General features: G+C 69.5%; 14 protein-coding genes. 3 read left to right on the forward strand and 11 right to left on the reverse strand.

Annotated elements, in window-relative coordinates; all coding sequences use genetic code 11:
• Positions 1-51: 51 nt before the first annotated feature.
• The 3 genes from glmS to ACFZDI_RS04670 form a co-directional block, all read right to left on the reverse strand.
• Positions 52-1,899: a glutamine--fructose-6-phosphate transaminase (isomerizing) gene (glmS, locus tag ACFZDI_RS04660; RefSeq protein ID WP_391247711.1), complete on the reverse strand. Its 1,848-nt coding sequence runs from the start codon at positions 1,897-1,899 to the stop codon at positions 52-54.
• 158 nt (positions 1,900-2,057) lie between these two features.
• Positions 2,058-2,873: an ABC transporter permease gene (locus ACFZDI_RS04665; RefSeq protein WP_391247713.1), complete on the reverse strand. Its 816-nt coding sequence runs from the start codon at positions 2,871-2,873 to the stop codon at positions 2,058-2,060.
• Complete coding sequence (locus ACFZDI_RS04670; RefSeq protein WP_234848882.1) at positions 2,870-3,877, reverse strand: ATP-binding cassette domain-containing protein; 1,008 nt, start codon at positions 3,875-3,877, stop codon at positions 2,870-2,872. Before ACFZDI_RS04670 ends, ACFZDI_RS04665 begins: the two co-directional genes overlap by 4 nt.
• A gap of 191 nt (positions 3,878-4,068) precedes the next feature.
• Between ACFZDI_RS04670 and coaA the strand changes: the two genes are divergently transcribed.
• Together coaA and ACFZDI_RS04680 are read left to right on the forward strand one after the other, a co-directional pair.
• Positions 4,069-5,037 (forward strand): type I pantothenate kinase, encoded by a 969-nt coding sequence (gene coaA, locus ACFZDI_RS04675; RefSeq protein WP_234848891.1) that lies wholly within the window; start codon positions 4,069-4,071, stop codon positions 5,035-5,037.
• Between the two features lie 32 nt (positions 5,038-5,069).
• Entirely contained in the window at positions 5,070-6,002 is a 933-nt protein-coding gene (locus ACFZDI_RS04680; RefSeq protein WP_391248045.1) for a DUF389 domain-containing protein, read from the forward strand.
• Positions 6,003-6,099: 97 nt separating this feature from the next.
• Here ACFZDI_RS04680 and glmM read toward each other — a convergent pair whose 3' ends face one another.
• The 4 genes from glmM to ACFZDI_RS04700 form a co-directional block, all read right to left on the reverse strand.
• Positions 6,100-7,458 carry a phosphoglucosamine mutase gene (gene glmM / locus ACFZDI_RS04685; RefSeq protein ID WP_391248047.1) on the reverse strand — a complete coding sequence of 453 codons (1,359 nt, stop codon included), beginning with the start codon at positions 7,456-7,458 and terminating at the stop codon, positions 6,100-6,102.
• A 165-nt stretch (positions 7,459-7,623) separates the two neighbouring features.
• Positions 7,624-8,136: a 30S ribosomal protein S9 gene (rpsI, locus tag ACFZDI_RS04690; RefSeq protein WP_004927169.1), complete on the reverse strand. Its 513-nt coding sequence runs from the start codon at positions 8,134-8,136 to the stop codon at positions 7,624-7,626.
• Positions 8,137-8,178: 42 nt separating this feature from the next.
• Complete coding sequence (gene rplM, locus ACFZDI_RS04695; protein ID WP_010036634.1) at positions 8,179-8,622, reverse strand: 50S ribosomal protein L13; 444 nt, start codon at positions 8,620-8,622, stop codon at positions 8,179-8,181.
• A gap of 217 nt (positions 8,623-8,839) precedes the next feature.
• Positions 8,840-9,151: a hypothetical protein gene (locus tag ACFZDI_RS04700; protein WP_391247716.1), complete on the reverse strand. Its 312-nt coding sequence runs from the start codon at positions 9,149-9,151 to the stop codon at positions 8,840-8,842.
• Positions 9,152-9,225: 74 nt separating this feature from the next.
• Here ACFZDI_RS04700 and ACFZDI_RS04705 point away from each other — a divergent pair, with 74 nt between their 5' ends.
• Positions 9,226-10,092: a hypothetical protein gene (locus tag ACFZDI_RS04705; protein ID WP_391247718.1), complete on the forward strand. Its 867-nt coding sequence runs from the start codon at positions 9,226-9,228 to the stop codon at positions 10,090-10,092.
• A 7-nt stretch (positions 10,093-10,099) separates the two neighbouring features.
• Here the strand turns inward: ACFZDI_RS04705 and truA are convergent, their stop codons facing one another.
• The 4 genes from truA to rpsK form a co-directional block, all read right to left on the reverse strand.
• Positions 10,100-10,954: a tRNA pseudouridine(38-40) synthase TruA gene (gene truA / locus ACFZDI_RS04710; protein ID WP_234848879.1), complete on the reverse strand. Its 855-nt coding sequence runs from the start codon at positions 10,952-10,954 to the stop codon at positions 10,100-10,102.
• Between the two features lie 141 nt (positions 10,955-11,095).
• Entirely contained in the window at positions 11,096-11,581 is a 486-nt protein-coding gene (gene rplQ / locus ACFZDI_RS04715) for a 50S ribosomal protein L17 (protein ID WP_234848878.1), read from the reverse strand.
• A 169-nt stretch (positions 11,582-11,750) separates the two neighbouring features.
• Positions 11,751-12,773, reverse strand: coding sequence for a DNA-directed RNA polymerase subunit alpha (locus ACFZDI_RS04720; RefSeq protein ID WP_003966937.1), 1,023 nt, complete (start codon positions 12,771-12,773; stop codon positions 11,751-11,753).
• 154 nt (positions 12,774-12,927) lie between these two features.
• Positions 12,928-13,332 (reverse strand): 30S ribosomal protein S11, encoded by a 405-nt coding sequence (gene rpsK, locus ACFZDI_RS04725; RefSeq protein WP_003956432.1) that lies wholly within the window; start codon positions 13,330-13,332, stop codon positions 12,928-12,930.
• Positions 13,333-13,343: the final 11 nt, after the last annotated feature.

Consider the following 13,343-nt stretch of genomic DNA (forward strand, 5'->3'; position numbering starts at 1 on the left):
CGCCGGGCGGGCGGCAGGGGCGGGCGGCGACAAGCCGCCCGCCCCCGGTGCTCACTCCACCGTCACCGACTTCGCCAGGTTCCGCGGCTGGTCCACCTCGTTGCCGCGGGCCGTCGCCAGCTCACAGGCGAACACCTGCAGCGGCACCGTCGCCACGAGCGGCTGCAGCAGCGTCGGGGTGGCCGGCACCCGGACCAGGTGGTCCGCGTACGGCACGACCGCCTCGTCGCCCTCCTCCGCGATCACGATCGTCCGCGCACCGCGCGCCCGGATCTCCTGGATGTTGGACACGATCTTGTCGTGCAGCACCGACCGTCCGCGCGGCGAGGGCACCACCACGACCACCGGCACGTCCTCCTCGATCAGCGCGATCGGCCCGTGCTTCAGCTCCCCGGCCGCGAACCCCTCCGCGTGCATGTAGGCGAGTTCCTTGAGCTTCAGCGCGCCTTCCAGCGCCACGGGATACCCCACGTGCCGCCCGAGGAAGAGCACCGTCTTCTTGGTGGCCAGCGTCCGCGCCAGCTCCCGCACCGGCTCCATCGTGCCCAGCACCTCGTCCACCGCACCGGAGATGGAGGACAGGTCGCGGATCACCGCCCGGATCTCGTCGCCCCACTTCGTGCCGCGCACCTGCCCCAGGTACAGGGCGACCAGGTAGCAGGCCACGAGCTGCGTGAGGAACGCCTTGGTCGAGGCGACGGCCACCTCGGGCCCGGCGTGTGTGTACAGCACCGCGTCCGACTCGCGCGGAATCGTCGAGCCGTTGGTGTTGCAGATCGCCAGCACCTTGGAGCCCTGCTCACGGGCGTGCCGCAGCGCCATCAGCGTGTCCATGGTCTCGCCCGACTGGGAGATGGCGATCACCAGCGTCTGCGCGTCCAGGATCGGGTCCCGGTAGCGGAACTCGCTGGCCAGCTCCACCTCGCACGGCAGCCGCGTCCAGTGCTCGATCGCGTACTTGGCGATCAGCCCGGCGTGGAAGGCCGTACCGCAGGCGATGATGACGACCTTGTCGATCTCCCGCAGCACGCCCGGCGGGATCCGCACCTCGTCCAGCGTCAGCGAACCGGACCCGTCGATCCGGCCGAGGAGCGTGTCCGCGACCGCCTTGGGCTGCTCGGCGATCTCCTTGAGCATGAAGTAGTCGTAGCCGCCCTTCTCGGCGGCCGACGCGTCCCAGTCGACGTGGTAGGACCGCACGTCGGCCGGGCGGCCGTCGAAGCCGGTCACGGTCACGCCGTCCCGGCGCAGCTCCACCACCTGGTCCTGCCCGAGTTCGATCGCCGAACGGGTGTGGGCGATGAACGCGGCGACGTCCGAGGCGAGGAAGGCCTCGCCCTCTCCCACCCCGACCACCAGCGGGGAGTTCCGCCGTGCGCCGACCACCACGTCCGGCTCGTCGGCGTGCACCGCGACCAGCGTGAACGCGCCCTCCAGCCGCCGGCACACCAGCCGCATCGCTTCGGCGAGGTCCGCGCAGGAGGAGAACTCCTCGGCGAGCAGATGCGCCACGACCTCGGTGTCGGTCTCGGAGGACAGCTCGTGCCCGCGCTCCGCCAGCTCGGCGCGCAGCAGGGCGAAGTTCTCGATGATGCCGTTGTGCACCACGGCGACCCGGCCCGCGTTGTCGATGTGCGGGTGGGCGTTGGTGTCCGTCGGGGCGCCGTGCGTCGCCCAGCGGGTGTGTCCGATGCCCGTCGCGCCGGTCGGCAGCGGTCTGCCGTCCAGCTCCTTCTCCAGGTTGAGCAGTTTGCCGGCCTTCTTGGCCGTCGCCAGACCCCCGTCGGCCAGGACGGCGACGCCCGCCGAGTCGTATCCCCGGTACTCCAGCCGCTTCAGCCCGGCCATGACGACCTCGAGCGCGGACTGCGGCCCCACGTAACCCACGATTCCACACATGAGCCGCAGCCTACGGTCCGATGCTCTCGGAAAACCCCTGAAGCGTGCCCGGATTCGGAAATAATCCCGGCTTACAGGACCACCGCGACGGCGTCTTTCCGCCCTGACGCCTCCTCATGGGCACGCGCGGTGACGACTGACGGCGAGCTGACCGCGTCTCAGACCTTCGCCCGATAGGCCCGCATGGCCAGGGGATAGAACACCAGCGCGATGCCCGCGGCCCACACCAGCGACCACATCACCGGCTCCGCCACCGCCCCGCCCAGCAGCAGCCCCCGGAACGCATCCGACAGGTGCGTCACCGGATTGACGTCGCTCCATGCCTGGAGCCAGCCCGGCATCGTGTCGACGACGACGAACGCGCTGCTGGTGAAGGTGATCGGGAAGATGAGCGTGAAGGCGAACGCCTGGACCTTCTCGGCGTCACCCGCCAGCATCCCGATCAGCACCGCGCTCCACGACACGGCCGCGGCGAACACCATCACCAGCAGGGTGCCGAGCAGGAACCCGCCGAGCCCGCCGGTGACGCGGAAGCCGAGTGCCAGGCCGAGGCCGATCATCAGCAGCAGCGCCCACAGGTGCTTCGCGAGGTCGGCGGTGATCCGGCCGACGAGCGGGGCGGAGCGGGCGATGGGCAGGCTGCGCAGCCGGTCGAAGACGCCCTTGGTGAGGTCGGTGTTGAGCGCCATCGCCGTGTACATCGTCATGAACAAGGTGTTCTGCACGATGATCCCGGGCAGCGCGTACTTCAGATACGCCTCGGGCGAGCCGGCCATCTGCCCGCCGAGGACATAGGTGAACAGGAACACGAACATGATCGGCGTGATGCTGTAGTCGACCAGTTCGAGCGGGTTGTGCTTGACGGCGACCAGGCTCCGCCAGGCCATCGTGACGGTCTGCCGCAGTCCGGCGAGGGGCGGTACCCGGCCCGACGCGGTGACCGGCGCGTCGAGGGTGCCGGCGTCGGCGGTCATGACCGGCTCACCGCCTTCTCCAGTTCCTCGTCCTCCCGGACGGCCGCACCGCCGTCCCCCTCGGCCTGGCCCGGCTCGGCGCGGTGGCCGGTCAGGGACAGGAAGACCTCGTCGAGCGAGGAGCGGCGCAGGGCCAGCTCCCCGACCGCGATGCCCTCCCGGTCCAGCGCGCGCACCACGGCCGGCATCAGCTCGGGGTCCTTCACTGGGGCGGTGACCGTCTCGCCCTCGATCCGGGCCGCCGGCCCAGCGGCCCCGGCCACCAGCGCGTGCGCCCGCGCCAAGTCCTGCCCGGAGATCGGCCTGAGCTCCAGCACCTGGCCGCCGACCTGCGCCTTCAACTGGTCCGGTGTGCCCTCGGCGATCACCCGCCCCTTGTCGATCACCACGATGTCGTCGGCGAGGACATCGGCCTCGTTCAGATACTGCGTGGTCAGCAGGGCGGTCGCCCCGTCCGCGACCAGACCCCGCAGCAGGTCCCACAGCTCACCCCTGCTGTGCGGATCGAGGCCGGTGGTCGGCTCGTCGAGGAAGAGGATGCTGGGCCGGCCGACGAGGCTGGCCGCGAGGTCCAGACGTCGGCGCATGCCGCCCGAGAAGGTCTTCGCCGCCCGCCCGGCCGCGTGGGTCAGCTGGAACCGCTCCAGCAGTTCACCGGCCCGCGCCTTGGCCTCCCGCCTCGGCAGCCCCAGCAGCCGTCCGATGAGCAGCAGGTTCTCCGTGCCCGTCAGGTTCTCGTCGACCGCCGCGTACTGCCCGGTCAGCCCGACGAGGGAACGGACGACCCCGGCCTCCCGGACCACGTCGTGCCCGGCCACCCGGGCCGTCCCCCGGTCCGGGCGCAGCAGAGTCGCGAAGATCCGCACCGCGGTCGTCTTCCCGGCGCCGTTGGGGCCCAGCAGCCCGAGCACAGTGCCCTTGCGGGCCGCCAGGTCGACACCGGCCAGTGCCTCGGTCTCCCGGAACCGCTTGACCAGGCCTTCCGCCTCTATCGCGTACGTCATGGGTACTCCCGGGCGTTCGTGGACCCCGGACCGGGCCCACCCTTTCCACAACTGTGACGCACGCCACTGACATTCCACCCGAATCAGTTTTTCTCAGTCTGAAGCGGGGCGAACGAATCGCGTGACGGATCCCACCTCACCGTTCGTTCGTACTCCCGTAACAATGGACTGTGATCTCTCCGGTCTCCTCGATGCCCCGGAGCGCCCACCGGCCCCGCCCGGAGGCGACTCCCTACGTCGACCTCACCCGAGCCGAGTGGAGTGCGCTGCGCGACAAGACGCCGCTGCCACTGACGGCCGAGGAGGTCGAGAAGCTGCGCGGTCTCGGCGACGTGATCGACCTCGACGAGGTGCGGGACATCTACCTCCCGCTGTCCAGACTTCTCAACCTCTACGTCGGTGCCACCGACGGCCTCAGAGGCGCCCTGAACACGTTCCTGGGCGAACAGGGCTCCCAGTCGGGCACACCGTTCGTCATAGGAGTCGCCGGTTCGGTCGCCGTGGGCAAGTCGACGGTCGCCCGCCTCCTCCAGGCCCTGCTGTCGCGCTGGCCCGAGCACCCGCGCGTCGAGCTGGTCACCACCGACGGCTTCCTGCTGCCGACGAAGGAACTCCAGGCCCGCGGCCTGATGTCCCGCAAAGGCTTCCCGGAGTCCTACGACCGCCGGGCCCTGACCCGCTTCGTCGCCGACATCAAGGCCGGCAAGAACGAGGTCACCGCGCCCGTCTACTCCCACCTGATCTACGACATCGTCCCCGACAAGAGGCTCACGGTCCGCCGCCCCGACATCCTGATCGTCGAGGGCCTGAACGTCCTCCAGCCGGCCCTGCCCGGCAAGGACGGCCGCACCCGCGTCGGCCTCGCCGACTACTTCGACTTCAGCGTGTACGTCGACGCCCGCGTCGAGGACATCGAGACCTGGTACCTCAACCGCTTCCGCAAGCTGCGCGCGACCGCCTTCCAGAACCCCTCCTCGTACTTCCGCAAGTACACCCAGGTCTCGGAGGAGGAGGCCCTGGACTACGCCCGGACGATGTGGCGCACGATCAACCGGCCCAACCTGGTGGAGAACATCGCCCCCACCCGCGGCCGCGCCACCCTGGTGCTGCGCAAGGGCCCGGACCACAAGGTGCAACGGCTGAGCCTGCGCAAGCTGTGACTCCGAGCCGAAAGGCGGGTTAGATGAGCGCCATGCTCCATCTGCGCCTGATCACACCGTCCGACCGGACCGACGAAGTGGTGCTGCTGATCGAGAAGACGGTCGGCACCACCCACCTCGTCGTGCTGCCGGGCGCCGCCCGCGACCCCGCCGGGGACGTGGTGATGTGCGACGTAGCGCGCGAGGCGGGCGACGAGCTGCTCACCGGCCTGCGAAACCTGGGGATAGACACCACGGGCTCCATCGCCGTCGAGTCCATCGACCTGTCCCTGTCGAAGCGGGCGGACAAGGCCGAGGCGGACGCGCCCGGCGAGGCTTCCGACGCGGTCCTGTGGGAGCACCTGTCCGACGCGACGCACGAGGAATCCACCCTCTCGGTCACGTACCTGGCCTTCATCACGCTCGCCACCATGATCGCGGCCTGCGGCGTGGTCCTGGACAACTCGATTCTGATCGTCGGAGCCATGGCGGTGGGCCCGGAGTTCGGCCCACTCGCGGGAATCAGCACCGCGGTGGTCCGCCGCCAGCCGCGCCTCGCGGCGCGCTCGCTCATCGCCCTGCTGGTGGGCTTCGCGGCGGCGATGGCGGTGACGGTCGGCTTCAGTCTCTTCATGGACGCCGTCGGCCTCTTCACCGAGGCCCAGCTGGAAGCCGACCGCCCCAACACCGGCTTCATCTACGCCCCCGACCGGCTGTCCTTCGTCGTGGCGGTCCTGGCCGGCATCGCCGGCACTCTCTCGCTGACGTCGGCCAAATCGGGCGCCCTGGTGGGCGTGGCCATCTCCGTGACCACGATCCCGGCAGCGGCGAACGCGGCCGTGGCCCTGAGCTACGGCGACACGAAGCAGACCTGGGGATCCACGGAGCAGCTCCTGCTGAACCTGCTGGGCATCATCGTCGCGGGCACGCTGACGCTGCTGGCACAGAAGTGGTTCTGGGCCAGGCAGCCCAAGAACGCACCGTGAGGGCAACGCTCCTCAGGGGCGCGGGGAACTGCGCGACAAGCTACGACGGACGGTCAGCCGGCAGCCAACCGCAGCCCCCACCCCCCTGCCCGTTTCACTACCCGAGCGCGGACTTCACCGCGTCAGCCAGCCGACCCGCAACAGACCGAGCCTGCTCGATGTCGGCCGCCTCCACCATCACACGGACCAACGGCTCGGTCCCGGAGGGCCGCAGCAGCACCCGCCCGGTCTCCCCGAGCTCCCGCTCCGCGTCCGAGACCGCCGCCGACAGCTCCGCGGACGTCCCCACCCGCGTCCTGTCGACGTCCGGCACATTGATCAGCACCTGCGGCAGCCGCTCCATGACGGCGGCGAGATCCGCCAGCGCGCGCCCGCTCTGCGCCACCCGCGCCGCCAGCAGCAGCCCGGTCAGCGTCCCGTCGCCGGTCGTCGCGTGGTCGAGGATGATCACGTGCCCGGACTGCTCGCCCCCGAGGGCGAACCCGTGCTCCTTCATCTCCTCCAGCACGTACCGGTCACCGACGGCGGTCTGCACCAGCCGGATGCCCTCGCGCTCCATGGCGAGCTTGAACCCGAGGTTCGACATCACCGTCGCGACGACGGTGTCGGACCGCAGCGCGGAACGCTCCTGCATCGCCAGCGCGAGCACCGCGAGGATCTGGTCCCCGTCCACCTCCGCACCGGTGTGGTCGACAGCGAGGCACCGGTCGGCGTCACCGTCATGCGCGATGCCGAGGTCGGCCCCGTGCTCCACGACGGCGGCCTTGATCTTGTCCAGGTGCGTCGAACCGTAGCCGTCGTTGATGTTGAGCCCGTCGGGCTCGGCCCCGATCGTGACGACCTGCGCACCGGCCTGCCGGAACGCCTCCGGCGAGACCCGGGCGGCGGCGCCGTGCGCCTCGTCCAGGACGACCTTCAGCCCGTCGAGCCGGTTCGGCAGGACACTCAGCAGATGTGCGACGTACCGGTCGGCGCCCTCCTCGTAGGCGCGTACGCGGCCCACGCCGGACCCGGTCGGACGGTCCCACGGGGCACCGGTGCGGTGCTCCTCGTAGACGGACTCGATCCGGTCCTCCAGCTCGTCGGCGAGCTTGTGCCCGCCGCGGGCGAAGAACTTGATGCCGTTGTCGGGCATGGCGTTGTGGCTCGCGGAGAGCATCACACCGAGGTCGGCGCCGAGCTCCCCGGTCAGGTACGCCACGGCGGGCGTCGGCAGCACACCGACGCGCAGGACGTCCACGCCGGCGCTGGCGAGGCCCGCGACCACGGCGGCTTCCAGGAACTCCCCGGACGCACGGGGGTCACGCCCGACCACGGCCTTGGGCCGGTGTCCCTCGAACGTGCCCGCCTCGGCCAGTACGTGTGCCGCGGCCACGGAGAGGCCCAGGGCCATCTCCGCCGTCAGATCCGCGTTGGCGACACCGCGCACGCCGTCCGTGCCGAAGAGTCGTCCCACAGTGGTGTCCTCCGTATTGCTGAAGAGAATGCGGCTCACATTCCCGCGTACCTTCCCTGAGACTGTCCGGGACCGGTAGGGGTTGTGTAAACGAACCGCCCCGGCAGCACAACCGTGCCGCCGGGGCGATCGAGGCAAAGCCAGTCGCGAGGACGGGCGTCGCGATTAGCGCTTGCTGTACTGCGGCGCCTTGCGGGCCTTCTTCAGACCGGCCTTCTTGCGCTCGACCGCACGGTCGTCGCGCTTGAGGAAGCCGGCCTTCTTCAGCGGGCCGCGGTTGTTGTCGACGTCCGCCTCGTTCAGCGCACGGGCGACACCGAGACGCAGCGCACCGGCCTGGCCGGAGACACCGCCACCGGCGATGCGGGCGATGACGTCGTAGCGGCCCTCGAGCTCGAGAACCTTGAACGGCTCGTTGACTTCCTGCTGGTGCACCTTGTTCGGGAAGTAGTCCTCGAGGGTGCGACCGTTGATCTTCCACTTGCCGGTGCCCGGGACGATCCGGACGCGGGCGATGGCGTTCTTGCGACGGCCCAGGCCGGCGGCCGGCTGGGGCTCACCGAAGCGGGAGGCCATGGACTCCGAGGTGTACTCACCCTCGACGGGGACCTCGGACTCGGTGGTGTAGCTGTCGATGTCAAGCTCTTCGAGCGGCTGCTCGGCAGTGGTCTCGGCCACGATTCTCCTCAGATTCTGTTCAGTCTTAGGGGGTGGCCGGACTTACTGCGCGACCTGGGTGATCTCGTACGGCTGCGGCTGCTGCGCGCCGTGCGGGTGCTGGTCACCCTTGTAGACCTTCAGCTTCGAGAGCATCTGACGGCCCAGCGTGTTCTTGGGGAGCATGCCCTTGACGGCCTTCTCGATGGCCTTCTCGGGGTTCTTGTCGAGCAGCTCGTCGTAACGGACGGAGCGCAGACCACCCGGGTAGCCGGAGTGGCGGTACGCCATCTTCTGGGTCCGCTTGTTGCCGGACAGGTGCACCTTGTCCGCGTTGATGATGATGACGAAGTCACCAGCGTCGACGTGGGGGGCGTAGATCGGCTTGTGCTTGCCGCGGAGGAGCGTCGCGGCAGTGGTGGCGAGACGACCCAGGACAACGTCCTGAGCGTCGATGACGTGCCACTGGCGCGTCACATCGCCGGGCTTGGGGCTGTACGTACGCACGGTTCGTAGCCTTCGCTTCGAGTGAATGGTCCATAACTGGTCACCGAAACGATCACGACAGCCTGGACCGCACTGCGGCGACGCATACCGCGTACGTGGGGTCGCTGGTCATCGGCCCGGTGGACCGGTGTAAGGGCCCGTCCCGTGAGAATGAGCAAGCCAATACACAACGAACAAGCAGAATACCGGGGCTCACCACAAGGGTCAAAACGCGGTATCACCGCAGCCGCTCGGTCACCGACACGTACACGGCGGCACAGAGCGTGACGACCCTCCGCAGCGTCCGCCGCCGCGGTGCTCTTGCATACGGGAACACCGACGACACGACCACGTCCACCGCGACCGCGGCGCACCACCGCAGCACGGATCCACCCCGGCGTGGACGACGGAACGCACCCAGCGCCCCCACCACGACCGACGGCCACAGCCCGGCCGTGAGGACCGGCCAGGACAGCAGACACCACAGCAGCACCACAGCCGGCAGCAGTCGCCCCAACCACCCGCAGATGTCGCCTTTGCCCGTGCGCATGGGAGGAACGCTAGGGGCTCCGGTGCCCAACCGGGCGGACCAGCACGCCCCTTGTCCCGTCTAAGATGCGCCCCATGAGCTTTGGGCAGGGGGGACCTCAGTCCCAGTGGGATCCCTGGAAACCGCAGTCGCAGCAGCCCTGGAACAGCGGGGGCGGCCAGTCTCCGGACTGGGCAGCGCTCGCTGAGGCCTCCGAGGCCCGCCACAAACGACGCCGGGTGCTGCTGATCGGCGGCGGCGCGCTCGCCACCGTCGCGATCGGCACCGCCGTCGCGGTGGCCGTCGTGTCCGCAGGCGGAGACAACAAGGGCAACCCGGCCTCGCTGCCCTCGTCCGAGATCCCGAGCCAGTCCGCCTCGGCGCCGTCCTTCGCCCCGACCAGCGCTCCGCCGCCGCTGGACCCGAAGGACTTCATCGCCAGCGCGAAGAAGGACAAGGCCCCGCTCAGCCCGGAGACGCTCTTCCCGGGCACCCAGCTCACCGTCGGCGAGACGGTCTACAAGAAGGGCCCCACCGCCGACACGAGGAACTGCGCCTCGGCGGCCGGCGGCACCCTCGCCAAGATCCTCACCGGCAACGACTGCACCCGCCTGATACGGGTGACCTACGTCAAGGACGGCATCGCGGTGACGGTCGGCGTGGCCGTCTTCGACACCGAGGCGCAGGCCGCCAAGGCCAAGGGCCAGACCACCAAGAAGAGCTTCGTCAAGTCGCTCTCCGGCGGCGGTGTGAAGGCCTTCTGCGAATCCGGCTTCTGCCGCACGACGAGCAACGCCTACGGCCGCTACGCCTACTTCACCAACGCCGGCTTCACCAGCGGCAAGGACGTGACGACGAAGGACACCGAGGTGTTCGCCACGGGCGACAACCTCCAGCAGTTCACGTTCAACCAGATCCGCCGCCGCGGCGAGGCCCAGGCCTCGGCCGCGGCCGACGAGTGACCGGACGTCAGCAGCAGCCGGCCGACGGCAGCGACCGCTTGTTCCGCGCTTCCCTGCTGCGCGCGGCGAGCAGTTCGTCGGCCGGGTAGCCGACCTCCTCCAGCGTCAGCCCGTGCGGCCGTACGACGTGCACGGCCGAGTCGCGCACACCGGCGGCCAGCACCTTGCCCGGCCAGTCGGCGGGCCGGTGCCCGTCCCCGACGAACAGCAGCGCCCCGATGAGCGAGCGCACCATGTTGTGGCAGAAGGCGTCGGCCCGCACGGTCGCGGTGACGATGCCGTCCTCCCCGCGCACCAGGCTCAGCTCCTGGAGCGTGCGGATGGTGGTCGCCCCCTCCCGCTTCTTGCAGTAGGCGGCGAAGTCGTGCTCGCCCAGCAGCCGCCGCGCGGCCTCGTTCATGGCGTCGACGTCCAGGGGCCAGTCGTGCCACAGCACGTGGTTGCGCAGCAGCGGGTCGACACCCCCGGGATTGTCGGTGACCCGGTACGCGTACCGCCGCCAGACCGCCGAGAAGCGGGCGTTGAAGCCGCTGGGCGCCTCCCTGAGGGCCCAGACCCGTACGTCCCGGGGCAGCCGGCCGGCGAGCCGCTTCAGCAGCTTCTGGTGGTGCTCGGCCCACACCTCACGCGGCAGATCGACGTGGGCGACCTGCCCCCGTGCGTGCACCCCGGCGTCGGTGCGTCCCGCGACGGTCAGTTCGTACGTCTCCCGCGACCGCGTCACTGTCCGCAGGGCGTCCTCGACCTCCCCCTGCACGGTCCGCCGCCCTCCGGCCTGCTTGGCCCACCCGGAGAACTCACTCCCGTCGTACGACAGATCGAGCCGGACACGAACGTAACCCGCTGCTGCTTCATCACTCACGTACAGATCCTCTCAGCAACACAAAAGCGGGCCCGTCCCTGAAAAGGAACGGACCCGCCAACGCCCCTCAGGGGCGCGGGGAACTGCGCGACGAGCCACCACGAACCCGCGGCCGCAAGCGCACAGTCCCCGGCAGAACGCTTACGCGTCCTTGGACTCCTCGGCGTCCTCGGCCTTGGTCGTGTCGACCTGGGCCTCGGCAGCCTCGGCGTCCTTCGCGGCGCGCTTGGTCGCGGCCTCGGCCTCGCCCGTCGCCTCCTGCGCCACCGTCAGCGCCTCGACCAGCTCGATGACAGCCATGGGCGCGTTGTCGCCACGGCGGTTACCGATCTTGGTGATGCGGGTGTAGCCACCCGGACGGTTCTCGTAACGCGGGCCGATCTCGGTGAAGAGCGTGTGCACGATGCTCTTGTCCGTGATGACCTGGAGAACCTGACGGCGGTTGTGAAGGTCGCCCTTCTTCGCCTTGGTGACCAGACGCTCGGCGTACGGCCGCAGACGGCGGGCCTTCGCCTCGGTGGTGGTGATGCGACCGTGCTCGAAGAGCGACTTCGCGAGGTTCGCGAGCATCAGCTTCTCGTGCGCGGCGCTGCCGCCCAGACGGGCACCCTTGGTGGGCTTCGGCATGGTGTTTCTCCTAGGTGTCTGCCCCGGCCGTATCAGGTACCGGGGTCAGTATCTGAGCAGACGGTTGCCTGTCAGAGATCCGGGCGCCCTTTCAGACGCCCGGAAGGATCCGCGCCCCGTCAGGGACGCGGGGAACTGCGCGACCAGCCCCGACGGACCGGCAGCCGAATCAGTACTGCTCGGTCTCCACGAAACCGGCGTCAGCATCGTCATCGGCACCGAACGCGTCGGCAGCGGCGGTCGGGTCGAACCCGGGAGGCGAGTCCTTGAGCGCCAGGCCCATACCCGCCAGCTTCGCCTTGACCTCGTCGATCGACTTCGCACCGAAGTTGCGGATGTCGAGCAGGTCCGCCTCGGAACGGGCGACGAGCTCACCCACGGAGTGGATGCCCTCGCGCTTGAGGCAGTTGTACGACCGAACGGTGAGCTCCAGCTCCTCGATCGGCAGCGCCAGGTCGGCGGCCAGGGCGGCGTCCGTGGGGGACGGGCCCATGTCGATGCCCTCGGCGTCGATGTTGAGCTCGCGGGCCAGACCGAACAGCTCGACCAGGGTCTTACCGGCGGACGCCATGGCGTCACGCGGGCGCATGGCCTGCTTGGTCTCGACGTCGACGATCAGCTTGTCGAAGTCGGTCCGCTGCTCGACACGCGTGGCCTCGACCTTGTACGTGACCTTGAGCACCGGCGAGTAGATCGAGTCGACCGGGATCCGGCCGATCTCCTGGCCGACCTGCTTGTTCTGCACGGCGGAGACGTAACCGCGGCCGCGCTCGACCGTCAGCTCCATCTCCAGCTTGCCCTTGCCGTTGAGCGTGGCGAGGACCAGGTCGGGGTTGTGCACCTCGACACCGGCCGGGGGCGCGATGTCGGCGGCGGTGACCAGACCCGGGCCCTGCTTGCGCAGGTACATCACGACCGGCTCGTCGTGCTCCGAGGAGACGACCAGCTGCTTGATGTTGAGGATCAGGTCGGTGACGTCCTCCTTGACGCCCGGCACGGTGGTGAACTCGTGCAGCACGCCGTCGATGCGGATGGACGTGACCGCCGCACCCGGGATCGAGGAGAGGAGGGTCCGGCGCAGGGAGTTGCCGAGGGTGTAACCGAAGCCCGGCTCCAGCGGCTCGATCACGAACCGGGAGCGGAACTCGTCGACGACCTCTTCGGTCAACGAGGGACGCTGAGCGATCAGCATGTGTGGATCAGATCCTTCTTTCGTGGACGCCCGCTATTTGACGCCCGACGGAAACCGCACCGGGAAAAGCGCGGGTACTGCAAGGGTACGGGCGATACGGCCCTTTTCGGAGCCGTACCGCCCGGAACCATGGTCTGCGAGAAGCAGCCTCGCGTCAGACGCGGCGGCGCTTCGGCGGACGGCAGCCGTTGTGGGGGGTCGGGGTGACGTCCTGGATGGAGCCGACCTCGAGGCCCGTGGCCTGCAGGGAGCGGATCGCGGTCTCACGACCGGAACCCGGGCCCTTCACGAACACGTCGACCTTGCGCATGCCGTGCTCCTGGGCGCGGCGGGCAGCCGACTCGGCGGCCATCTGCGCGGCGAACGGCGTGGACTTCCGGGAGCCCTTGAAGCCGACGTGGCCGGCGGAGGCCCAGGAGATCACGTTGCCGGACGGGTCCGTGATCGAGACGATCGTGTTGTTGAACGTGCTCTTGATGTGCGCGTGGCCGTGAGCGACGTTCTTCTTTTCCTTGCGGCGCACCTTCTTGGCAGCGCCCTGACGACCCTTGGGGGGCATCTATAACTCCT

The organism is Streptomyces sp. NPDC007907 (genome assembly GCF_042959365.1).
In the GTDB taxonomy this organism is placed as follows: domain Bacteria; phylum Actinomycetota; class Actinomycetes; order Streptomycetales; family Streptomycetaceae; genus Streptomyces; species Streptomyces indiaensis.